The sequence below is a fragment of the Microbacterium testaceum StLB037 genome, from assembly GCF_000202635.1.
In the GTDB taxonomy this organism is placed as follows: domain Bacteria; phylum Actinomycetota; class Actinomycetes; order Actinomycetales; family Microbacteriaceae; genus Microbacterium; species Microbacterium testaceum_F.
The window spans coordinates 3,931,507-3,954,128 of sequence record NC_015125.1 but is presented as its reverse complement, the minus strand read 5'-3'; the positions used below and the strand labels follow the sequence as shown (position 1 = coordinate 3,954,128).

Here is a 22,622-nt window from a genome sequence, read left to right as displayed (position 1 = left end):
GTCTGTTCTCCTCGATTACTTCTTCTGGGCGGACGTCTGTCCGGCTGCCGCTCTCGCGGCAGCTAGCGAGTCGCGTGCCGCCTCGACGACGGCCTCAGCCGTGATGCCGAACTTCTGGAAAAGGGTCTTGTAATCGGCCGACGCGCCGAAGTGCTCGATCGCGACCGAGCGACCGGCGTCGCCGACGATGCCGTGCCAGCTGAGGGCGGAGCCGGCCTCGACCGACACACGCGCCTTGACCGACGCGGGGAGCACCGACTCGCGGTAGGCCTCGTCCTGCTCGGCGAACCACTCGAGCGACGGCGCCGAGACCACGCGGGCGTGGATCCCTTCGGCGGCGAGCGTCTCGCGCGCCTGGACGGCGAGCTGGACCTCGGAACCGGTGCCGATGAGGATGACGTCGGGCTCGCCGTTGGCCGCCTCGGCGAGCACGTAGGCGCCCTTCACGGCGCCTGCGGCCGACGCGAACTCGTCACCGGATGCCTCGCCCTCGCCACGAGCGAAGACGGGGATGTTCTGGCGGGTGAGCGCGATACCGGCGGGGCCGGCGGTGCGGCGGAGCATCTCGAGCCACACGACACTCGTCTCGTTGGCGTCCGCGGGACGCACGAGGGCGAAGTTCGGGATGGCGCGGAGCGTGGCCAGCTGTTCGATCGGCTGGTGCGTGGGGCCGTCCTCGCCGAGGGCGACGGAGTCGTGCGTCCAGACGAAGATGGTCGGGATGTTCATCAGCGCGGCCAGACGCACCGGCGGGCGCATGTAGTCGCTGAAGATGAGGAACGTCCCGCCGAACGGGCGAGTGGGTCCGTGCAGGACGATGCCGTTGAGGATCGCGCCCATCGCGTGCTCGCGGATACCGAAGTGCAGCACGCGACCGTAGGGGTCGCCCGACCACTCGTGCGTCGACCACTCGGACGGGATGAAGGACTTGGCATCCTTGATCGTCGTCAGGTTGGACTCGGCCAGGTCGGCCGAACCGCCCCAGAGCTCGGGGAGCTCGGCGGCGAGGGCGTTGATGACGGTTCCGGAGGCGGCACGCGTCGAGACGTCCTTGCCGGCTTCGAAGGCGGGGAGTGCGTCGGCGATGTCACCGGGGAGTTCCCGGGCCTGCAGGCGGTCCCACAGCTGCTTGCGCTCCGGATACTTGGCGGCCCATGCGTCGAAGGTCGACTGCCAGGCGGCCTTCTCGGCCTCGCCGCGCTCGACGAGCTCGCGCGTGTGGGCGATCACGTCGTCGGCCACGGCGAAGTTCTTCTCGGGGTCGAAGCCGAGCACCTCCTTCGTGGCGCGCAGCTCATCGGCACCGAGCGCCGAGCCGTGGATCTTGCCCGAGTTCTGCTTGCCGGGTGAGGGCCAGCCGATGATCGTCTTGAGGATGATGAGCGAGGGCTTGCTCGTCTCGCCCTTCGCGGCCTCGATCGCGGCGTAGAGCTCGGCGACGTCTTCGACGTACTGACCGGTCTTCTTCCAGTCGACGGTCTGCACGTGCCAGCCGTAGGCCTCGTAGCGCTTCTGGACGTCCTCGGTGAAGGCGACGTTGGTGTCGTCCTCGATCGAGATCTGGTTGGAGTCGTAGATGGCGATGAGGTTGCCGAGCTCCTGGTGGCCGGCGAGCGAGGAGGCCTCGCTCGTCACGCCTTCCTGAAGGTCGCCATCGCCCGCGATCACGTAGACGTAGTGGTCGAAGGGGCTTTCGCCCGCAGCCGACTCGGGGTCGAACAGGCCGCGCTCGTAGCGGGCGGCGTAGGCGAAGCCCACCGAGGAGGCGAGGCCCTGGCCGAGGGGGCCGGTGGTGATCTCGACGCCGTCGGTGTGGCCGTACTCGGGGTGGCCGGGGGTCAGCGAGCCCCACGTGCGCAGCGCCTCGAGGTCCTTCAGCTCGAGGCCGAAACCACCGAGGTAGAGCTGCACGTACTGCGTGAGCGAGGAGTGACCCGCAGAGAGGATGAAACGGTCGCGTCCCGGCCAGTGCGTGTCGGCGGGGTCGTGCCGCATCACGCGCTGGTACAGCAGGTACGCGGCGGGAGCCAGCGACATCGCGGTTCCCGGGTGGCCGTTGCCGACCTTTTCAACGGCATCCGCCGCGAGGATGCGAGCGGTGTCCACCGCGCGCCGATCGATCTCGTCCCATTCGAAGTCCGACAACAGGGTCGCCTTTCTCGATACTGTGCGCCCGGATCACTTCCGACGCCGCACTCACCACCGTAGGAGTGGGAGAGGGGTGGGGTGTCGGCGCGGGGCGCGCGTTCACGGCCAGCATAGCGAGATCGACCGCGTGCGTTGCGGTCCGTGACGGGGGTCGACAGGCGGCCGGTCGTGTGGTGGGCATGACGTAGAATCGTTGAGGTTTCATACGCGCTACCCCGGGGGACGATGGACATCTCGACGACGTCGCACGTCATTGCGACGACCGATCGCCGCTCCGTCGGACGAACCGTTCGGGCGTACGTCGCCCTGACCAAGCCTCGTGTGCTCGAGCTGCTGCTCGTCACGACGGTGCCGGTCATGATCCTCGCGCAGGGTGGTCTGCCGAACCTCTGGCTGATCTTCGCGACCGTCATCGGCGGCTCGCTGAGCGCCGGCTCCGCCGCGGCGTTCAACATGTACCTCGACCGCGACATCGATGCGCACATGCAGCGCACCGAGAACCGTCCGCTGGTCACCGGCGAGGTCTCACCGCGCGGTGCGCTGATCTTCGCGTGGACGCTCGCGGTCTTCTCGACCGTGTGGCTGTGGGCCTTCACGAACCCGCTCGCTGCGGGGCTCTCGGCCGCGGCGATCTTCTTCTACGTCGTCATCTACACGATGATCCTCAAGCGCCGCACCGAGCAGAACATCGTGTGGGGCGGGATCGCCGGGTGCTTCCCCGTCCTCATCGGCTGGTCGGCCGTGACCGGATCGCTCACCTGGGCGCCGCTCATCCTGTTCGCGCTCGTCTTCCTCTGGACGCCGCCGCACTACTGGCCGCTGTCGATGAAGTACGCCGACCAGTACGACGAGGTCGACGTGCCGATGCTCGGCGCGACCCGCAGCGGATCGCAGGTGGGTCTCCAGGTCATCCTGTACGCGTGGGCCACCGTCGCCTGCTCGCTGCTGCTCATCCCGGTGGCATCCATGGGGCTCGTGTACACCGTCTCGGCCCTGGTCTTCGGCGGTTGGTTCATCTACGAGTCGCACCGCCTCTACTCGCGTGCGGTGCGCGGCGGTGAGCCCCGCCCGATGCGGGTCTTCCACGCGTCGATCACCTACCTGACGCTGCTCTTCGTCGCGATCGCCGTCGACCCGCTGCTGCCGTTCTGACAACGGAAAAGCGCCCGCCCCGAATCGGGGCGGGCGCTTTCGTGTCTCGACGCTCAGCGCGCGGCGGGGTCCGTGTCGTCCTTCTGCGGCGCGGCCTGCGCGGGAGCCGGGGCGGTCGAGGGCGTCTCGATGTCGGCGTCCTCCACGGCGATCGGCGCGGCGGGCGTGGCCGCAGCGGGGGCCGTGGCGAAGGCGGGGATCTGCTCGGCGGCCGATTCGTCGTCGCTGGTCCAATCGATGGTCTCGATCGCGACGTCGGGGTTCGTGCGGGTCGAGACGACCGTGGCGACGGCGAGTGCCGAGGCGAGGCCGATCGCGCCCGCGGCGAGGATGGCGGCACCGACGGACACCCACGACTGGGCGACGTAGACGGTGACGACCGTGGCGTTCGGGTCGTTGACCAGGGCCTGGATCGCGTCGACCTGACGCAGGACGAGAACGAGTCCGCCGATCACTGCGGCAAGCGATGCGATCACGAGGACCCAGAACGGGACGTTGGTGACCAGACGGGGACGGGTCTGCATGAGATGTACTCCTTGTCGTTCCGCGGCCGGGGGAGGCGCGGATGCGGTTTCCGGTGCCGCGGCACCAGGGATCCGGGCGCAGGGGTGCACCGGACACTCCACGGTGTCGCATACGTCAGGGCGTCGGCTAGGGGTCGCCGATGAATCACCTATGAGCGTATAAGGGGCGTGTCCGCCGCGGATGTCGGACGTCGCGGCATCCGGAACGGTCGTCTCGCGGAGGGCAGTCAGCTCCGGGCTGAGGCGGTCTCCGCCCGCGGAGCCGCGGACGCCGCGACGGAGGCGGTGGCCTTCAGGTGCATGAGGACGGCGGTCATCGCGGCCACGAGCGACACGGCGAGCACCATGTGGATGTTGACGAGGACGATCGGCAGGCCGGTCCGTGCCTGCCAGAGCCCGACGGCGATCTGCACCACTTCGATGCCGAGCAGCAGTCCCGTCCATCGACGCAGCCGCAGCGCGGCGGGGGTGCGCCACGACGCGACGACGAGGATCAGGGTCAGCGCGAACGTCGCGTAGGCCGGCCAGGAGTGGATGTGCTGCCAGAGGACGGGGTCGAGTCCGTTACGCGCGGCCTGGTCGTCGCCCGCGTGGGGACCGGAGCCGGTCAACAGGATGCCGACGAGCACCGTCAGCGCGACGAAACCGCTCGTGACATGGGAGAGGACGGCGAAGGGACGGCTCACGGCCAGGACGCGCGGGCCGGCGGGAGAGGAGGCGCGGGCGACGAGCGCGGCGCCGTTCGCGACGAGTGCCGCGGAGATGACGAAGTGGATGCCCACCAGGGTGGGGGGAAGGTGCAGCCACACGATGACGCCGCCGACCACGGCCTGCAGGATGATGCCGATGCCGTTCGCAAGCGTGAGCGTGCGCAGGTCGCGTCGGCCGGTGCGCACCACCGCGAGGAAGGCCAGGAGCGCGATGACGACGAGGACACCGGTGAGCGTGCGGTTGCCGAACTCGATGGCCCCGTGGATGCCGAGCTCCTGCGTCGGGACGAGCGAGTCCGAGGTGCAGTAGGGCCAGGTCGAACAGCCCATGCCCGAACCGGTCAGACGGACGAGGCCGCCCGTGCCGACGATCACGACGTTGCTGATCAGGACCAGCCATGCGAGGACGCGCGTACGGCGCGTGACAGCGGTCGGGAGTCGGTCGCGCAGGCGCGTGAGCACGTCACGCAGACGTGAGAGCGGGGACGGGGTCGAGGCGGAGGACATGCGTCGGGCTTCCTGGCAGCGGGCCGCTCGGGGCCGTCGGGGCAGCGATGCTGCCGTGCCAGGAGCGGGTCTTGCCTGTAGAATCAAAGGGTCCGGGTGCAGCGCTCACGCGTTCGGCACCAGAGACAGTCTAGGCGCGCAGCCAGCGCCTTCGAGCGGGCCCACCAGCGACGTTCCTGAGACTTCGACCGGAGTCTGGAATGTCGGGGCGGATGACACCGTTGAGGCCCGAGAAGGAGAGTGATCACCATGTCCGATGTACTCATCGACCGACCCGAACTCGAAAGCCTGGGGCAATACGAGTTCGGCTGGCACGACACCGACGCCGCCGGCGCGGTCGCCCAGCGCGGGATCAACGAGGACGTGGTGCGCGGGATCTCCGCCCTCAAGTCCGAACCCGAGTGGATGCTCAAGACGCGCCTGAAGGGCTATCAGCTCTTCGGTCGCAAGCCCATGCCGACCTGGGGCGCCGACCTGTCGGACATCGACTTCGACAACATCAAGTACTTCGTGCGCTCGACCGAGAAGCAGGCGGGATCGTGGGAAGAGCTTCCCGAGGAGATCCGCAACACGTACGAGAAGCTCGGCATCCCCGAGGCGGAGCGCCAGCGTCTCGTCGCCGGTGTCGCCGCACAGTACGAGTCCGAGGTGGTCTACCACCAGATCCGCGAGGACCTCGAGCAGCAGGGTGTCATCTTCATGGACACCGACACCGCGCTCAAGGAGCACCCCGAGTTCTTCGAGGAGTACTTCGGCACCGTCATCCCCGCCGGCGACAACAAGTTCGCCGCGCTCAACACGGCCGTCTGGTCGGGCGGTTCGTTCGTCTACGTCCCCAAGGGCGTGCACGTCGAGATCCCGCTGCAGGCGTACTTCCGCATCAACACCGAGAACATGGGTCAGTTCGAGCGGACGCTGATCATCGCCGACGAGGACAGCTACGTCCACTACATCGAGGGCTGCACCGCCCCGATCTACAAGAGCGACTCGCTGCACTCGGCCGTGGTCGAGATCATCGTGAAGAAGAACGCCCGCGTGCGCTACACGACGATCCAGAACTGGTCGAACAACGTCTACAACCTCGTCACCAAGCGCGCCGTCGCCCACGAGGGCGCGACCATGGAGTGGGTCGACGGCAACATCGGCTCCAAGGTGACGATGAAGTACCCCTCCATCTATCTCATGGGCGAGCACGCCAAGGGCGAGACGCTCTCGGTCGCCTTCGCCGGTCCCGGTCAGCACCAGGACGCCGGCGCGAAGATGATCCACATGGCGCCGTACACGCAGTCGTCGATCGTCTCGAAGTCGATCGCCCGCGGCGGCGGTCGCGCCGGTTACCGCGGTGAAGTGCGAGTGGATGCCAACGCGCACCACTCCGCGAACACCGTGCGCTGCGACGCGCTCCTGGTCGACACGATCTCCCGCTCCGACACGTACCCCGCGATCGACATCCGCGTCGACGACGTGCAGCTGGGCCACGAGGCAACCGTCTCGAAGGTCAGCGAGGAGCAGCTGTTCTACCTGCAGTCGCGCGGCCTCCCCGAAGACGAGGCCATGGCGATGATCGTGCGCGGATTCATCGAGCCCATCGCGCGTGAGCTCCCCATGGAGTACGCGCTCGAACTCAACAAGCTCATCGAGATGGGCATGGAAGGCAGTGTTGGTTAAGTGACGACCGCGACGCAGACCCCCGCATCCGCTGCGGCGGGTCATATCGACCCGGCCGCCCTCGTGGCATCCGCCGTTCCGGTGCAGACGCGCTCGGAGCGGAAGACCTCGTTCGACCCGGCCGACTTCGGCACTCCCACGGGCCGTGAGGTCAACTGGAAGCTCAGCCCGACCGACCGGCTCGCGCCGCTCTTCGTCGACGAGGCCGGTCCGACCGGCGTCATCGCCGTCGACGTCGAGGCACCCGCCGAGGTCGAGCAGCTGCGCCTCGCGGTGGGCGACGCTCCCCGCGGCGAGCACTTCCGCCCGGAAGACCTGCCGGCCGCCCTCGCCTGGGCGCACGAGGTCGAGGCGCCCCTGCTGCGCATCCCCGCGAACGTCGAGCTCGCTGAGCCCGTCGTGGTGCGCCTCACGGGCACGGGTGGCCTTGCGCACGCGCACGTCGTGATCGAGGCGCAGCCGAACTCGCGCGGCACCGTCGTGCTGCGCCACGAAGGCACCGCCCAGCACGCGCAGAACGTCGAGATCCTCGTCCGCGACGGTGCGCAGCTCACCGTCGTGTCGGTGCAGAACTGGAACGACGACGCGATCCACGCGTCGTCGCACCAGGCCCGCGTCGACCGCGACGCCAAGCTCACGCACGTCGTGGTGAGCTTCGGCGGCGGTGTCGTGCGCGTGAACCCCTCGGTCGAGCTCTCGGGCGCCGGAGCCGAGGGGCGCTTGTACGGTCTGTCGTTCTCCGACGCCGGACAGCACCTCGAGTCGCAGGTCTACCTGCACCACAAGGGACCGCACACCGTCGGCGACGTGCTCTACAAGGGCGCGCTGCAGGGCGAGAGCGCGCGCAGCGTCTGGATCGGCGACGTCCTCATCGGACCGGATGCCACGGGCACCGACTCGTACGAGGCCAACCGCAACCTCGTGCTCACCGACGGCGCGCGCGCCGACTCGATCCCGAACCTCGAGATCGAGACGGGCGACATCCAGGGCGCCGGCCACGCGAGCGCCACCGGACGCTTCGACGACGAGCAGCTGTTCTACCTTCAGGCTCGCGGCATCGCCGAGGAAGAGGCGCGACGGCTCGTCGTGCTCGGGTTCCTGAGCGAGATCGTCCAGCGCATCGGCATCCCGGAGCTCGAAACCGAACTCATCGCGGCGATCGAGCGCGAGCTGGCCGAGGGAGCTGCGGCGTGAGCGCCTCGCGCGCCTGCGGCCTGAGCGACCTCACCCAGGACGAGGCGCACCGCGTCGAGATCGACGGCGTCGCGATCGCCGTCGTCCTTGACGGCAATGGTGAGGTGCACGCCATTGGCGACGTCTGCACGCACGGCGACATCTCGCTGTCGGACGGCTTCGTCGAGGGCGAGACGCTGGAGTGCTGGGCACACGGCTCGGCGTTCTCGCTGAAGACCGGCCGCCCCCTGAACCTTCCGGCTTTCGAGCCGGTCCCCGTGTACGAGGTCGTGATCGACGGAGACGACGTGCTCATCGATCCTTCCGTCACCAAGGCGACGGCCTGAGCGCCGCTCACGACAACGCCCACGACCCCCCAGTCTTTACGAGTAAGGAACACCATGTCTGTCCTCGAGATCCGCGACCTCCATGTGACGGTCGAGACGGAGAACGGTACGACCCCGATCCTCAACGGCGTGACGCTGACCATGCGCACCGGTGAGACCCACGCGATCATGGGCCCCAACGGCTCCGGCAAGTCGACCCTGGCGTACACGATCGCCGGCCACCCCAAGTACACCGTCACGAGCGGGTCCATCACGCTCGACGGGGAGGACGTGCTCGAGATGAGCGTCGACGAGCGCGCTCGCGCCGGTCTTTTCCTGGCGATGCAGTACCCGGTGGAGATCCCCGGTGTCACGGTCACCAACTTCCTGCGTACCGCGAAGACGGCCATCGACGGCGAGGCGCCGGCGATCCGCAGCTGGACCAAGGACGTCAAGGGTGCCATGGAGAACCTGCGCATGGACGCGAAGTTCGCCGCGCGCAACGTCAACGAGGGCTTCTCGGGTGGAGAGAAGAAGCGTCACGAGATCCTCCAGCTCGAGCTGCTGAAGCCGAAGATCGCCGTGCTCGACGAGACCGACTCCGGTCTCGACGTCGACGCGCTCAAGATCGTGTCGGAGGGCGTCAACCGCGCGAAGGAGCAGACCGACCTCGGCGTGCTGTTGATCACGCACTACACCCGCATCCTTCGCTACATCCGCCCCGACTTCGTGCACGTGGTCGTCAAGGGCCGGATCGTCGAAGAGGGCGGGCCCGAGCTCGCCGACCGACTCGAGGAAGAGGGTTACGACCGCTTCCTCGAGGCCGGTACGCCGATCGACGCGTAAGATCGTTACATGACCGCAACCCTCGCGCCCGAGAAGTACGACGAGGTCACCGAGGCCCTGAAAGACGTCATGGACCCCGAACTGGGGATCAACGTCGTCGATCTGGGGCTCATCTACGACCTCGCGTGGGACGACGAGAACGACGCCCTCGTCATCCACATGACCCTGACCTCGGCCGGCTGCCCGCTGACCGACGTGCTCGAAGAGCAGACGGCTCAGGCCCTCGACAACGTGGTGGACCGCTTCCGCATCAACTGGGTGTGGATGCCGCCGTGGGGCCCCGAGCGGATCACCGACGACGGGCGCGACATGATGCGTGCCCTGGGCTTCGCGATCTGAGCACAGGACCGATCCGAGGTCTCGAGAACGCCCACCCGCACAAGGGGTGGGCGTTCTTTCGTACCGAGAGCCGTCCGTGTTTCTCCGTCTGACACCCGGATTCCCCGGCATCCGGGCTCGTCATTAGGCTTTTGCGATGAGCGTTCCTCCCCTCCAGGCCCTGCCGCTCGACCTCCTCCGTCAGCGCAGCAGTACCAAGTGGCGCTCGTACGGCGACGATGTCATCCCGATGTTCGTGGCCGAGACCGATTTCGCGCTGGCGCCCGCGATTACGGCGGCGTTGCACCGGGCGGTCGAGATCGGTGACACGGGCTACACCCCGCCGCGTCCGGGCATCGACCTCGACTTCGCCGCGTACGCGGAGCGTCGCTGGGGGTGGCGGCCCGACCCGGAGCGCATCCGGTGGACGGGGGACGTGATGATGGGCGTGGTCGAGGTGCTGCGCGCCGTCACCGACCCGGGCGACCGCGTGGTCGTGACCCCGCCGGTGTATCCGCCGTTCTACGACACCGTCGAAGAGGCCGGCGCGGTCGTCGAACGCGTGCCGCTCCTTGACGACGGCGAGCGCTGGTCGCTCGACCTCGACGGGATCGAGCGAGCCCTGGGCCAGGGAGCGCGCTCGGTGCTCCTCTGCAACCCGCACAACCCCACCGGGACCGTCCACACGCGGGAGTCGCTCGCAGCCCTCGCCCGCCTGGCTCATCGCTACGGGGCCACGGTCGTCAGCGACGAGATCCACGCGCCGCTCACGCACGCCCCGTCGGTCTTCACCCCGTTCCTGGATGCCGGACCCGAGGCCGCCGCGGTCGGGTACGCCGTGACGAGCGCGAGCAAGACCTACAACCTCGCGGGGCTGAAATGCGCGGTCATCGTGACCGCGTCGGAGGAGACCGCCGCGGTGGTGAAGGGATTGCCGTGGGAGGTCGAGTGGCGGGCCGGTCTCTTCGGGGTGATCGCCAACCGCGCCGCGTTCGCCGCCGAGAGCGACGCCTGGCTCGATGGGCTGCTCGCGGCCCTCGACGACAACCGAAGGCTGCTCGCCGACCTGCTCGCCGAGCACCTGCCGCTCGCTCGCTATCGCGTTCCCGAGGCCGGCTTCCTCGCCTGGGTCGACGTGTCCGCGTACGGGTGGGGGGACAACCCGGCGCCGTTCATCCGACGCGAGGCGAAAGTCGCCCTGCACCACGGGCCCCTGTTCGGCGCGGAGGGTGTCGGGCACGTGCGCATCAATGTCGGCTGCGCGCCCGAGGTGCTGCGCGACGCGATCGAGCGCATCGGACGGCTCGTACGCGCGGAGTGAGCCCGGGTCGCTCGACTCCGAGATATCGGATGCCGGGCGCCTGGCATCTGGAGATAGGTAAGGATATCCTTATTCGGTGACCACCACCGCCACACGTCCTGCCTACCGCCCGTACGTCGCCGTGGTGAAGGAGGCGCGGCGACTCTCGCCGCACTTCGCCCGCATCACGTTCACCTCCGACGACTTCGATGTCTTCGGCACCGATCGGCGCGACCAGCGGATCAAGATCGTGCTGCCCGGGCCGGACGGACGGCTGTGCGACATCGGCCAGCACGACCCGACCGCGATCGACAACGGCGAGTGGTACGTCCGGTGGCGCGATCTGCCGGACGGGGAGCGGATGCCGTTCCGCACGTACACCGTGCGCCGGATCGACCCCGTGGCCCGCGAGCTCGACGTCGACTTCGTCCTTCATCACGATGCCGGCCCGGCGGGAGCATGGGCCGAGGTCGCCGCAGCGGGGGACAGCATCCTCGTCGTCGGGCCGGATGCCCGGAGTCCGGAGTCGGCTCAGGGGATCGACTTCCATCCCGGGACGGCCCGTCGCCTGCTGTTGGCCGGTGACGAGACGGCGGCTCCGGCGATCTGCGCGGTCCTCGAAGGACTCGAGCCCGGGATGGACGTCGACGCGTTCATCGAGGTGCCGACGATCGACGACGCGCTTCCCCTCGCCGCCCGGAACGCGCGCGTGACCTGGCTCGCGCGCGACGACCGCTCGCACGGCGAGGCCCTGATCGAAGCCGTCGAGGCGTGGACGAAGGTCTCGGGCGACGTCCTCACGCGCGCGGCGGCGCCGCGTCCCCAGGTGCTCGAGGACATCGACGTCGATGTCGACCTGCTCTGGGACAGCCCCGACGACTCCGAGGGCGAGTTCTACGCCTGGATCGCCGGCGAGTCGTCGATGGTGAAGACGCTGCGCCGGATGCTCGTGCAGGGATGCGGTGTCGACCGCAAGCGCGTCGCCTTCATGGGGTACTGGCGAGAAGGCCAGGGCGAGCGTACGGCCTGAGCGACGGGCCGCGCCCTGCCGCTCAGATCCGCGTCTGCTCCGGTTCGACCAGCGTGTGGTGACGACCGATCGGGACGACCATGGGGCGGCCCGTCAGCGGGTCCGGGACGACGCGGCTGTCGAGGCCGAACACCTCGCGGACGGTCGCCTCGGTGAGCACCTCCGAGGGGTCGCCGGCGGCGATCACCCGGCCCAGGGACATGGCCACGAGGTGGTCGGCGTAGCGTGCGGCGAGGTTGAGGTCGTGCAGGACCATGGCGACCGTCGTGCCGCGTTCGCGGTTGAGATCGGTGAGCAGATCCAGCACGTCGATCTGGTGGCTGATGTCGAGGAAGGTCGTCGGCTCGTCGAGGAGAAGCACGTCGGTCTCCTGCGCGAGTGCCATCGCGATCCAGACGCGCTGGCGCTGCCCGCCGCTCAGTTCGTCGACGGGGCGGTCGGCGAGGTGCGCGGTGTCGGTCGCGTCGAGGGCGCGCGCGACAGCGGCGTCATCCGCGCTCGTCCATCGCGAGAGAGCGCCCTGGTGCGGGTGTCGACCGCGGCTGACGAGATCGGACACGGCGATGCCGTCCGGAGCGAGCGGCGACTGGGGAAGCAGACCGAGCACTCGAGCGACCTGTTTGGTCGGCAGGCGGTGGATCGCCTTGCCGTCGAGCAGGACCTGACCGGACGTCGGGGTCAGGAGCCGGGCCATCGACTTCAACAGCGTGGACTTGCCGCACGCGTTCGCGCCGACGATCGTCGTGACCTTGCCCGGGGGGAGTGCCAGGTCGAGCGACTCCACGATCGTCCGGTCGCCGTAGCCGAGGGTGACGCCGTCCGCGGTCAGGGTGCGCTCGGTGGTCATCGCGTGACTCCTTCGGTGGGGGAGGAGGCGGTCATAGCGACGTCCCTCCGGATCGACTGCTGCGGATGAGCAGGTAGACGAGATAGGGCGCTCCCAGCACTCCGGTGATCACGCCGACGGGCAGGCGGGTGCCGAAGGCGAACTGGGCGCAGAAATCGGCCACGAGGACGAGGAGCGCGCCCACGAGACCCGCCGGCAGGACGGGGGAGCCGACGGGGCCGAGGATGCGCACGGCGATCGGGCCCGCGAGGAACGACACGAACGCGATGGGGCCGGCGGCCGCGGTGCCGAAGGCGAGGAGGCCGACCGCGGCGACGATGAGGAGCACGCGGCTGCGCTCGACGGGCAGTCCGACGGCCGCGGCGGTGTCGTCGCCCATGCGGAGGATCTCGAGGCGTCCCGAGAGTCCGAGAAGGATCGGACCGAGCACGACCACCGCGACCGCAACGGGGACCGCTCGATCCCACGTCGCGTCGTTGAGGTTCCCCGTGATCCAGCGCATGGCGGCGGGAAGGTCCCACTCGGCCGCGCGCGAGATGACGTACGACACGATCGCCTGGCACATGGCCGCGATCCCGATGCCGACGAGGATCAGGCGTGCCCCCGAGCCGCCCTTGCGGTAGGCGAGGAGGTAGATGGAGAGGGCCACGACGAGGGCGGCGACCATCGCCATGACCGACACCGCGGTCTCGCCGAGCCCGAGCACGACGATGCCGATGACGGCGGCGGCGCTCGCGCCGGTGTTGATGCCGATCACGTCCGGGCTCGCGAGGGCGTTGCGCAGCATCGACTGGAACACGACACCGCCCATACCGAAGCACAGCCCCGTCATCAGCGCGGTCGTCGCGCGCGGAAGCCGAAGCTCGCCGACGGTGAACGAGGCTCCGGGCACGAGCTGTCCGGTCACCACGCCCCAGACCTCCGCGGGCGAGTAGAACGTCTGGCCGAACATGAGCGAGCCCGCGTAGGCGAGCACGACGGCCGCGATCAGGATGCCGGTCACCAGCGTCCAGCGCCGGCGGCGTCGGCGACGGCCGGCGACGACCGCGGTGAGGGTCGACGACGAACCGGGGCTGAGAGTAGCGGTGCTCACAGGGCCCTCATCTTCTGGCGGCGGACGAGAGCGATGAAGAAGGGGGCGCCGAGGAGCGCGGTGACGATGCCGACCTCGATCTCCTCCGGGCGCGAGATGACGCGGCCGATGACGTCGGAGACGGTGAGGAGGATCGCGCCCCCGGCCGCGGAGATGGGCAGCAGCCAGCGGTGGTCGACACCGACCAGCAGGCGGCAGATGTGCGGCACCACGAGCCCGACGAAGCCGATGGGACCGGCCACCGCGGTGGCGGCACCGCACAGGATCACCGCTCCGGCCGACGAGAACAGGCGTGCGGTGCGCACGCGGGCGCCCAGACCGGCGGCGAGCTCATCGCCGAGAGCCAGCGTGTTGAGCGCGGACGCGCTGGCCAGGCAGATCACGAGACCGATGAGCAGGAACGGCAGGACCTGCAGGATCGTGTCCACCGTCGCCCCGCCGACGCCCCCGACCTGCCAGAAGCGGAAGACGTTCATGACGTTGATGCGGGGGAGCAGGATCGCGCTCAGCAGAGAGCTGAAGGCCACCGCGGTGACGGCTCCGGCGAGCGCGAGTCGCAGCGGAGTCGGACCGCCCCGGCCGAGGGAGCCGATCGCGTAGACGAAGATCGCCGCCGCTGCGGCCCCGACCATGCCGGTCCAGATGTAACCGGTGGCGGAGCTCAGGCCGAAGAAGGCGATGCCGATCACGATCGCGAGCGCCGCGCCCCCGTTGATGCCGAGGATCTGCGGGTCGGCGAGGGGGTTGCGCGTCGCGCCCTGCAGGACCGCACCCGAGACGGCGAGGGCGGCGCCCACGAGGATCGCGAGGATGGTGCGGGGAACGCGCTTGCCGACCGCTGCCGCGGAGGCCGTGTCGGTCGAGCCCGTCAGGCCCGCCCAGATGTCGTGGGGCGCGACGTCGCGGGCACCGAAGGTCACCGAGAGGAGGACAGCCCCCACGAGTGCCGCCAGCAGCACCACCGCCCAGACGACGCGCCGACGCCCCCGGCGACGCGAACGCGCGTCGCCGGGGGCGGGCGGTGCCGGGATGACAGCGGTCATCGGGCGGGGAGTGCCGAGAGGGTCACGAACCGGCCTTCGTGGCGGCCTCGCCGACCGTGGCGATGTACTCGTCGCCGTAGCTCGTGCCGATGGACAGCGGGCTGGGGTTGGCGGCGGCGGCCAGGGTGGTGTTGTCGGTGAGCAGCGCTGCCGCGCCCGACTTCACGGCGGGGATGCGCGACCACAGCGGGTCGCCCTGCAGCTGGGTGAGGAGTTCGGACGTGCCGTAGCCGACGATGACGTCGACGTCGGAGAACGTCTCGATGTTCTCGGTGCTCTGCGTGAACCAGAACGTCGAGCTGTCCTTGCTCGAGGTCTCGACGGCGGAGGACGGCGTCATGCCGATCTCGCTGAGGTAGAGCGCGCGGGGGTCCTTGAGGGAGTAGTACCCGACGGTGCTGAGGTCGGTGGGGTCGAGGTACGTGAAGAGCGTCTTCTTCCCGGCGAGCGCGGGGTACTTCGCCGCCTCGTCGGTGACGTGGGCTTCGAGGTCGGAGACCAGCTTCTCGCCCTCTGCCTCGAGGCCCAGGGCCTTGGCATCCGTCAGGGTCATCTGCTCCCAGGAAGTGCCCCAGGCGATCTCGGGGAAGGCGACGACGGGAGCGATCTTGCTGAGCGTGTCGTACTGCTCCTGCGTCATCCCGGAGTACGCGCCGAGGATGACGTCGGGCTTGGCGTCGGCGATCGCCTCGTAGTCGAAGCCGTTCGTCTCGTCCATGAGGGTGGGGGTAGCGGCGCCCAGCTCGTCGAGCTTGTCCTTGACCCAGGGGAGGAGGCCGTCGCCGTCCTCGTCGCCCCAGGTCACCTTGGGCATGGCCACCGGCACGACGCCGAGGGCGAGCGCGGCTTCCTGGTTGCCCCAGCTGACGGTGACGACGCGCTTCGGCGCCGCGGGGATCGTCGTCTCGCCGAAGGCGTGGTCGATCGTGACCGGGAAGGCGTCGCTCGCGGAGGAGGACGACGCGTCCGACCCTCCGGAGGCGGCCGATGTGCCGGCGCAGCCGGAAAGGACGAGAGCGGAACCGACGGCGAGGGCCGCCAGAGCGCGGAATCGGGACACGAAGAGCCTCCTGCGTGTTAGGTAAGGATAGGCTTAGTTTAGGTCAGGGTTCGGGTGAGAACGCAAACCGGGATGCCGAGAATCCGGGCGATCGTCTCGACGCCGAGCTATCGGGCCCGAGGCTTTCGCGTCTGCTCGGGGCGGCGAAGACGGCGGGCGTCGTCGTCGGAAACGAGGCTGTCGGCGGGCATGCAGGGGCGCGTCTTATACTGGGTGGCTGGCCATTCTCTGGCTGATCCCCGACCCCGAAGAACGGACGTTCGCTGTGCTCGCCGTGCACGACCTCGAGATCCGCGTGGGCGCCCGCGTGCTCATGTCCGACGTGGCGTTCCGCGTCTCCGACGGCGACAAGATCGGCCTCGTCGGGCGCAACGGCGCGGGCAAGACCACGCTCACCAAGGTGCTCGCCGGCGACCTGCTGCCCTCGAACGGCGGCGTCGACCGCTCCGGCGAGCTCGGCTACCTTCCGCAGGATCCCCGCTCCGGTGACCCCGAGATGCTCGCCCGCACGCGCATCCTCGACGCCCGGGGACTCGGTTCGCTCGCCCTCGGCATGCACGAGGCGTCGATGGCCATGGGCGACGACGACCCGGCGGTCGCCGCGAAGGCGATGAAGAAGTACGGCAACCTCACGGAGCGCTTCGAAGCGGCGGGCGGGTACGCGGCGGAGGCCGAGGCGGCATCCATCGCCCACAACCTGTCGCTTCCCGACCGCATCCTCGACCAGCCTCTGAAGACCCTCTCGGGTGGTCAGCGTCGGCGTATCGAGCTCGCGCGCATTCTGTTCTCGGATGCGCAGACGATGATCCTCGACGAGCCGACCAACCACCTCGACGCCGACAGCGTCGTGTGGCTCCGCGAGTTCTTGAAGGGCTACAAGGGCGGGCTCATCGTGATCTCGCACGATGTCGAGCTCGTCGGCGAGACGGTCAATCGCGTCTTCTATCTGGATGCCAACCGCCAGGTCATCGACATCTACAACATGAACTGGAAGAACTACCTGCGCCAGCGGGTGGCCGACGAGGAGCGCCGCAAGAAGGAGCGCGTCAACGTCGAGAAGAAGGCCACCGCGCTGCAGCTGCAGGCCGCGCGCTTCGGTGCCAAGGCCTCGAAGGCCGCGGCCGCGCACCAGATGGTCGCGCGCGCCGAGAAGATGCTCTCGGGCCTCGACGAGGTGCGTGCCGAGGAGCGGGTCGCGAAACTGCGCTTCCCGAAGCCCGCGCCGTGCGGCAAGACGCCGCTCATGGCATCCGGTCTGTCGAAGTCGTACGGGTCGCTCGAGATCTTCACCGACGTCGACCTCGCGATCGACCGCGGCTCGCGCGTGGTCATCCTGGGCCTCAACGGCGCGGGAAAGACGACGCTGCTGCGTATCTTGGCCGGCGTCGACCAGCCCGATACCGGTCAGCTCGAGCCCGGGCACGGTCTGAAGATCGGCTACTACGCGCAGGAGCACGAGAACCTCGACGTGAACCGCTCCGTGCTCGAGAACATGATGTCGTCGGCTCCGCACATCACCGCGACCGAGGCCCGGAAGGTGCTCGGATCGTTCCTCTTCGTCGGTGACGACGTCCTGAAGCCCGCGGGCGTGCTCTCGGGTGGAGAGAAGACGCGTCTGTCGCTCGCAACGCTCGTGGTGTCGTCGGCGAACATGCTGCTGCTGGATGAGCCCACCAACAACCTCGACCCCGCGTCTCGCGAGGAGATCCTCGGCGCTCTCGCGCACTACGAGGGCGCTGTCGTGCTCGTCTCGCACGACGAGGGGGCCGTCGAGGCGCTCAACCCCGAGCGGGTGCTGATCCTCCCCGACGGCGTCGAAGACATCTGGGGCCGCGACTACGCGGACCTGATCACGCTGGCGTAACCTGCGGTCGGTTCTTCGAGGACCGGATGCCACAGCCCCGGCATCCGCGCCGGTTCACCGCGCGTCGAGCAGGGCGTCCTCGTCGTCGGCGTCGCGGTCCTTCGGGCGCTTGCGCGCGCGGTGCAGGGCGACGGGGTCGACGCGGCGGCGGGGCTCGAGGTGTTCGGCCACGGGGGCGGGGACGGGCTCATCGAAGTCTTCGTCGTCCGCTTCCTCGCGGCGGAGCTTGCGCTCGCTGACGATCACGTAGGTGATGAAGCCGAACCCCATGAGCGCGAAGAGGATCCACTGGATCGCGTACGAGAGGTAGGGGCCGGGGTCGTCGCTCGGCGGATCGACGGTGAGGGGCGCGGTGGCCGGTGCCGGGTTCTCCGACATGAGCAGGCCGTAAGCGCCCGGCTCGATGGGACCCGTCTGCTCCGCGACGAGACCGAGGTTGATGGTGGGCACCTGGCCGGCTTCAGCGGTCCGACCGGATGTCGGAGCCGCCTCGCCCGGTCGCAGCCGGACCTCGACGGTGACCTCGCCCGACGGAGGGGCGGGGATGTCGTCGGGCAGAGACTGACTGTTTCCCGGCGGCAGCCACCCACGGTCGACGAGGAACGTGCGGCCGTCGGTGAGGCGGAACGGGACGAGCTGCTCGTAGGCGGCCGAGCCGTTGTGCGCCCGGTTGCGCACCAGGAGCTGTTCGTCGGGCAGGTACTGCCCCTCGAGGCGAACCGGTCGCCATTCGTCGGATGGAGTGAGGTCGGCACCCGGAGCCAGGAGGTCGCCCAGGGGGACGGGGGCCGCGTCGTAGTTCTCGGCGACGAGCTGCAGTTGCTCGCTGCGCTCCGCGTTGCGGGAGAACTGCCAGTTCGAGAGGTAGGCGCAGGCGATCGCGAACAGGATCGCGATGCCCACGTACATGGCCCACCGCGCGCCGGCGGGCATCTCCCGGGCGCTCACGACGCTTCCCCCGCCAGTGCCTGCACCTCGACGGGGAAGTCGCGCGCGCTCAGGAACTCCCGGAGGTAGACGACGTGCTCGGCGCACGCCACCCAGGTCTTCCGGCGGTCGACGGTGTGGATCCGGGGATTGCGCCACCGGATCGCCCAGACGGCGGTGTCACGGCATCCGGCTCGCGAGCATTCCGCGGCCTCGGCGTTCACGATGCGTCGTCGCGAGGGGCGTCGCGAGGGGCGTCGAGTCGCGGCGTCTCGGCGATACGGATGACGGTCGGTGCCGCGGGAGGCGGCGTCGGCGTCGTCGCGCCGGGGGCCTCGATCTGCCGCTCGGGCGTCTCGGCGGTGCGCGCCCCCACGTCGGCGCCCACATTCGCCACGATGACGGCGAGATAGGGGAGGAAGATCGCCCCGGCCGCGAAGACGAACGTGTACCAGCCGTACGGGTGCACAACCGCCATCAGCACGAAGCAGGCGATGCGGATCCCCATCATCACCATGTACTTGGTGAAACGGGAACCGGCGTCTTCCCGCGGGGCCTGCGGGAGAGACGTCGCTGAAAGGGCGCGCTGCGAAGTCTTCACGGTCCCCCCAGGGTACGCCCGTTCGCGTGGGACGCGGACCGTTCAGTAGCGGTAACTGGAGCTGCTCGCGCCCGCGATCGCCACGATGACGATGAAGGCGATGAAGATCACGGCGAGCGCGATGTTCACCCAGCCGAGGATGACTCCGGTCAGGGCCATGCCACGACCCTTTTCGCCGCTCCGCTTGATCTGGCCGAGAGCGATGTGCCCGGTGATGACGCCGACCAGGGGGCCGGCGAACGGCAGGATGAAGAATCCCGCGATCGACCCGACGAGGGAGATGATCGCGAGCACGTTCGTCCGCGCGGCCGCGGCGTACGAGCCGTAGCCCTGCGTGCCGTAGCCGGAGTAGCCCTGTGCGCCGTATGCAGCGGTTCCGTAGGCGGGCGCCGGGTAGCCCTGCGTTCCGTAGGGCGTGGCGCCGTAGGCGGGGGCGGCGTCGGCCGAGGGAGTGGGGTAACCCGGATACGCGGGGGCGGCGTCGGCCGCCGGGGCGCCGTAGCCGGGGGCGGGCGGAGTCGTGTACCCACCCGCGTATCCGCCGGTGGTCGCGGCCGTCGGAGCGTCGGCGTCGCTCGAGCCGGGGCTGGTCGGGCTGACGTCGGTCGAGCTGGCGTCGCTCGCGTTGGCGCCGGTGGGGCCGGCGTGGGCCGAGGAGCCGTACGCCGGGGTGTCGTACCCGGGCGGGGGCGGCGGAGCGGCGGCGTAGCCCCCCGAGGGGCTCGTGGGTGCCTCCGGGGCGGCGTTGCTCGTCGCGGAGGCGTCGCTGGTCAGTTCGGGGGAGGCGTCGGTTCCCGACGTGGCGCCGGTTTCGCCGGTGTTCGGGTCGGGGGTGTTGTTGTCGCTCACGACGTTCCCTCTCTCGAGCGGTGGTCGGCGCGCTCCGCTCCAGCGTTCCAGCGCCGTGAGGGTCGTGTCAAACCTCGAGCGGCCGCGGATAGGCTGGGCCGGTTCCTTTCCGCCCCGCCATGCAGGAGTTCATATGTCGCAGGACCGCATCGTCGTCGTCACCGGAGGAAATCGCGGTATCGGACGCGCCATCGCGGAGCGGTTCGTGGCGGAGGGCTGGCGCGTCGCCGTGACCGCGCGCTCCGGCGAGGGCCCCGAAGGAACTCTCACCGTGCGCGCGGACGTGACGGATGCCGCCGCCGTCGACGCCGCGTTCACCCAGGTCGAGGCCGAGCTCGGACCGATCGCGGTCGTCGTCGCCAACGCCGGTGTCACGAAGGACACGCTGCTTCTCCGCATGAGCGAGGACGACTTCGACAGCGTCGTGAACACCAACCTCGGCGGCGCGTTCCGCGTCGTCAAGCGCGCCTCGAAGGGCATGCTCAAGGCTCGCTGGGGGCGCGTCATCCTGATCTCCAGCGTCGTCGGTCTCTACGGCTCGGCCGGACAGATCAACTACGCCGCCTCCAAGAGCGCCCTCGTCGGATTCGCCCGCTCGCTCACCCGTGAGCTGGGTGGACGCGGAATCACCGCGAACGTGGTGGCGCCCGGATTCATCGAGACGGATATGACCGCCGAACTGCCGGTGGACACGCAGGCGGAGTACAAGAAGAACATCCCCGCGGGGCGGTTCGCCTCGCCCGACGAGGTGGCCGGCGTCGTGACGTGGCTCGCCGGCGACGACGCGGCGTACATCTCGGGTGCCGTCATCCCGGTGGACGGCGGCCTGGGCATGGGGCACTGAGCTCAGGCTCCGAACCACGAGCCGGGCACGTGCGGCTCACCTCGCTCCCGTCCTCAACGCGCCCGCACCGGCTCCGTGCGGATCGCCGCGACGAGGGCCTGGGCGAGGGCGTCGGGCTGCGCGAACTGCGGCCAGTGGCCACCGGGCAGATCCACGATCTCGAGGTCGGCCGCGGCCGCCAGCTCGGCGATCCACGGGGCGCCGTCGTCGATGAGTTTCCTCGTGTCGGCTGACGTCATGAGGCAGGTGATCAGGGTGATCGGGATGCCGTGGCGACGGTCGTCCGAGAGGGAGATCGGATCGGTGGGGATGCGGGCGGGGATCCACGTGGTCTCGCCCTCGACGCGGTGACGCGTCTGCGCGTCGAGGTCGGCGACCTCCTCGTCGTCGAAGGAATCCCACCCCGGGAACGGAACGACCCCGTCGACGATCGGGAACTCCCAGATCCGCGCGCCGTCGAGCGGGGGCACGGCATCGACGAAGACGACGCGTGCGACCCGATCGGGCCGCGCATCGGCCGCACCCCACACGACGTTCGCCCCTCCCGAGTGACCGACGAGGACGACCGGCTCGTCGTCGCGGTCGATCACCCGGACGACCTCGTCGATCCAGTCGGCGATGCCGATGTGCGCCGAGCCGGCGGCTGGGATTCCGATGCCCGGCATGCTCAGGGCCTCGGGGCGATGGCCGGCTTCGAGAAGGGCGGGGATGACGGCATCCCACGAGGAGGCGGTGAGCCACAGACCGGGAACCAGGATGACGTTCATGCGTCGAGGGTAGGGCGGGGTTCCGACATCCGCGAGGGGGTGTGGCGGGGCGGTGCCTTCGACGGGCTCAGGGACCTTTGCGCGGGTGGGGGCGGGGTGGGGGCGGTTGCCTCGACGGGGTCAGCGGGGGAGTAGCGCGATGACCTCGGACAGGTCGACCTCGCCGATCACGAGGTCGGCGCGCTCGCGCACCGCGGGCTTGGCGTTGAACGCGAGGCCGAGGCCGGCGGCCGCCATCATCTCGAGGTCGTTGGCGCCGTCCCCGATCGCGAGCGTGAGGGGAAGAGGCACGCCGCGCTCCGCGGCCCAGGAGCGCAGGGTGTCGGCTTTGGCCGTGGCATCCACGATGTCGCCATCGACCTCTCCGGTGAGGAGACCGCCCGAGGCGACCAGGCGGTTGGCGCGCCAGGCATCGACACCGAGATCCGGCGCGACGGTGTCGAGCACCTCGTGGAACCCACCCGAGACGACGCCCACGGCACCGCCGCGCTCGTGCACGGCGGCGATGAGCTCGCGCACACCGGGGGTCGGCTCGATACGGGCGATCGCGCGGGCGAACGCCTCCGTGGGGACGCCGGCGAGAGCCTTCACCCGCGAGCGCAGGCTGGTCGCGAAGTCGACCTCTCCCCGCATCGCGGCTTCGGTCGCCGCGGCCACCTCGGGGCCGCGACCGGCCTCGTCGGCGAGGAGTTCGATGACCTCGTTGCGGATCAGGGTCGAGTCGGCATCGAGGACGACGAGGAATCGAGCGGGCGCTGGCACGCGCTCCACGCTAGCGGTTCGCCGGAGTCCGTCGCGCGGCGTCGTGCGTGGGCGTCTGCTGCGCGGCGGTGCGTGCGTGCGGGCGCTGGCACGCGGTCCACGCTCGCGGTTCGCCGGAGTCCGTCGCGCGGCGTCGTACGGGGGCATTTGCTGGTGCGTGCGTGCGGGCGCTGGCACGCGGTCCACGCTCGCGGTTCGACGGAGTTCGTCGCGCGGTCTCGTGCGTGGGCACCTGCGGCGGTGCGTGCGTGCGGGCGCTGGCA

The 22,622-nt window shown here is 69.7% G+C and carries 23 protein-coding genes; 10 read left to right on the top strand and 13 right to left on the bottom strand.

Going from position 1 to position 22,622, the window contains the following annotated elements; all coding sequences use genetic code 11:
* Positions 1-15: 15 nt before the first annotated feature.
* Positions 16-2,145 carry a transketolase gene (tkt, locus tag MTES_RS18120; RefSeq protein WP_013586737.1) on the bottom strand — a complete coding sequence of 710 codons (2,130 nt, stop codon included), beginning with the start codon at positions 2,143-2,145 and terminating at the stop codon, positions 16-18.
* A gap of 228 nt (positions 2,146-2,373) precedes the next feature.
* Here tkt and MTES_RS18115 point away from each other — a divergent pair, with 228 nt between their 5' ends.
* On the top strand, positions 2,374-3,300 hold the full coding sequence (locus MTES_RS18115) for a heme o synthase (RefSeq protein ID WP_013586736.1): 927 nt from the start codon (positions 2,374-2,376) through the stop codon (positions 3,298-3,300).
* Between the two features lie 53 nt (positions 3,301-3,353).
* On the opposite strand, the gene MTES_RS19135 is transcribed toward MTES_RS18115, so the two are convergent.
* Positions 3,354-3,824, bottom strand: coding sequence for a hypothetical protein (locus tag MTES_RS19135; protein WP_013586735.1), 471 nt, complete (start codon positions 3,822-3,824; stop codon positions 3,354-3,356).
* A 227-nt stretch (positions 3,825-4,051) separates the two neighbouring features.
* Complete coding sequence (locus MTES_RS18105; protein ID WP_013586734.1) at positions 4,052-5,041, bottom strand: COX15/CtaA family protein; 990 nt, start codon at positions 5,039-5,041, stop codon at positions 4,052-4,054.
* Positions 5,042-5,290: 249 nt separating this feature from the next.
* Between MTES_RS18105 and sufB the strand changes: the two genes are divergently transcribed.
* The 7 genes from sufB (at position 5,291) to MTES_RS18070 (ending at position 11,702) form a co-directional block, all read left to right on the top strand.
* Entirely contained in the window at positions 5,291-6,709 is a 1,419-nt protein-coding gene (gene sufB / locus MTES_RS18100) for a Fe-S cluster assembly protein SufB (protein ID WP_013586733.1), read from the top strand.
* Positions 6,710-7,903: a Fe-S cluster assembly protein SufD gene (gene sufD / locus MTES_RS18095; RefSeq protein WP_013586732.1), complete on the top strand. Its 1,194-nt coding sequence runs from the start codon at positions 6,710-6,712 to the stop codon at positions 7,901-7,903. It abuts the gene before it with no gap.
* Positions 7,900-8,229 (top strand): non-heme iron oxygenase ferredoxin subunit, encoded by a 330-nt coding sequence (locus tag MTES_RS18090; RefSeq protein ID WP_013586731.1) that lies wholly within the window; start codon positions 7,900-7,902, stop codon positions 8,227-8,229. Before sufD ends, MTES_RS18090 begins: the two co-directional genes overlap by 4 nt.
* Positions 8,230-8,283: 54 nt before the next feature.
* Positions 8,284-9,054: a Fe-S cluster assembly ATPase SufC gene (gene sufC, locus MTES_RS18085; protein WP_013586730.1), complete on the top strand. Its 771-nt coding sequence runs from the start codon at positions 8,284-8,286 to the stop codon at positions 9,052-9,054.
* Positions 9,055-9,063: 9 nt separating this feature from the next.
* Positions 9,064-9,393, top strand: a complete 330-nt coding sequence (locus MTES_RS18080; RefSeq protein ID WP_013586729.1) for a metal-sulfur cluster assembly factor — start codon at positions 9,064-9,066, stop codon at positions 9,391-9,393.
* Positions 9,394-9,529: 136 nt separating this feature from the next.
* Positions 9,530-10,693, top strand: coding sequence for a MalY/PatB family protein (locus tag MTES_RS18075; RefSeq protein WP_013586728.1), 1,164 nt, complete (start codon positions 9,530-9,532; stop codon positions 10,691-10,693).
* A gap of 76 nt (positions 10,694-10,769) precedes the next feature.
* A complete protein-coding gene (locus MTES_RS18070; protein ID WP_013586727.1) occupies positions 10,770-11,702 on the top strand; it encodes a siderophore-interacting protein in 933 nt (310 codons plus the stop codon).
* Positions 11,703-11,724: 22 nt separating this feature from the next.
* Here the strand turns inward: MTES_RS18070 and MTES_RS18065 are convergent, their stop codons facing one another.
* The 4 genes from MTES_RS18065 to MTES_RS18050 are packed head-to-tail and all read right to left on the bottom strand — an operon-like array spanning position 11,725 to position 15,745.
* Positions 11,725-12,549 (bottom strand): ABC transporter ATP-binding protein, encoded by an 825-nt coding sequence (locus MTES_RS18065; protein WP_013586726.1) that lies wholly within the window; start codon positions 12,547-12,549, stop codon positions 11,725-11,727.
* A 31-nt stretch (positions 12,550-12,580) separates the two neighbouring features.
* Positions 12,581-13,642, bottom strand: coding sequence for a FecCD family ABC transporter permease (locus tag MTES_RS18060; protein WP_013586725.1), 1,062 nt, complete (start codon positions 13,640-13,642; stop codon positions 12,581-12,583).
* The gene (locus MTES_RS18055; protein WP_013586724.1) at positions 13,639-14,685 is read right to left on the bottom strand and encodes a FecCD family ABC transporter permease; all 1,047 of its coding nucleotides are present in this window, start codon (positions 14,683-14,685) and stop codon (positions 13,639-13,641) included. The genes MTES_RS18060 and MTES_RS18055 overlap by 4 nt, the downstream gene beginning before the upstream one ends.
* 22 nt (positions 14,686-14,707) lie before the next feature.
* Entirely contained in the window at positions 14,708-15,745 is a 1,038-nt protein-coding gene (locus tag MTES_RS18050; protein ID WP_013586723.1) for an iron-siderophore ABC transporter substrate-binding protein, read from the bottom strand.
* 265 nt (positions 15,746-16,010) lie between these two features.
* Between MTES_RS18050 and MTES_RS18045 the strand changes: the two genes are divergently transcribed.
* Positions 16,011-17,609, top strand: a complete 1,599-nt coding sequence (locus MTES_RS18045) for an ABC-F family ATP-binding cassette domain-containing protein (RefSeq protein ID WP_013586722.1) — start codon at positions 16,011-16,013, stop codon at positions 17,607-17,609.
* A gap of 54 nt (positions 17,610-17,663) precedes the next feature.
* On the opposite strand, the gene MTES_RS18040 is transcribed toward MTES_RS18045, so the two are convergent.
* The 4 genes from MTES_RS18040 to MTES_RS18025 are packed head-to-tail and all read right to left on the bottom strand — an operon-like array spanning position 17,664 to position 19,986.
* Entirely contained in the window at positions 17,664-18,542 is an 879-nt protein-coding gene (locus tag MTES_RS18040; RefSeq protein ID WP_013586721.1) for an SURF1 family protein, read from the bottom strand.
* 11 nt (positions 18,543-18,553) lie between these two features.
* Positions 18,554-18,760 (bottom strand): hypothetical protein, encoded by a 207-nt coding sequence (locus MTES_RS18035; protein ID WP_013586720.1) that lies wholly within the window; start codon positions 18,758-18,760, stop codon positions 18,554-18,556.
* Complete coding sequence (locus MTES_RS18030; RefSeq protein WP_013586719.1) at positions 18,757-19,137, bottom strand: DUF3099 domain-containing protein; 381 nt, start codon at positions 19,135-19,137, stop codon at positions 18,757-18,759. Before MTES_RS18030 ends, MTES_RS18035 begins: the two co-directional genes overlap by 4 nt.
* A 42-nt stretch (positions 19,138-19,179) precedes the next feature.
* The gene (locus MTES_RS18025) at positions 19,180-19,986 is read right to left on the bottom strand and encodes a DUF4190 domain-containing protein (RefSeq protein WP_013586718.1); all 807 of its coding nucleotides are present in this window, start codon (positions 19,984-19,986) and stop codon (positions 19,180-19,182) included.
* A 133-nt stretch (positions 19,987-20,119) separates the two neighbouring features.
* Between MTES_RS18025 and fabG the strand changes: the two genes are divergently transcribed.
* Entirely contained in the window at positions 20,120-20,830 is a 711-nt protein-coding gene (fabG, locus tag MTES_RS18020; protein ID WP_013586717.1) for a 3-oxoacyl-ACP reductase FabG, read from the top strand.
* A 53-nt stretch (positions 20,831-20,883) separates the two neighbouring features.
* Here fabG and MTES_RS18015 read toward each other — a convergent pair whose 3' ends face one another.
* Together MTES_RS18015 and serB are read right to left on the bottom strand one after the other, a co-directional pair.
* On the bottom strand, positions 20,884-21,597 hold the full coding sequence (locus MTES_RS18015; RefSeq protein ID WP_013586716.1) for an alpha/beta fold hydrolase: 714 nt from the start codon (positions 21,595-21,597) through the stop codon (positions 20,884-20,886).
* Between the two features lie 120 nt (positions 21,598-21,717).
* Positions 21,718-22,359: a phosphoserine phosphatase SerB gene (gene serB, locus MTES_RS18010; protein WP_013586715.1), complete on the bottom strand. Its 642-nt coding sequence runs from the start codon at positions 22,357-22,359 to the stop codon at positions 21,718-21,720.
* Positions 22,360-22,622: the final 263 nt, after the last annotated feature.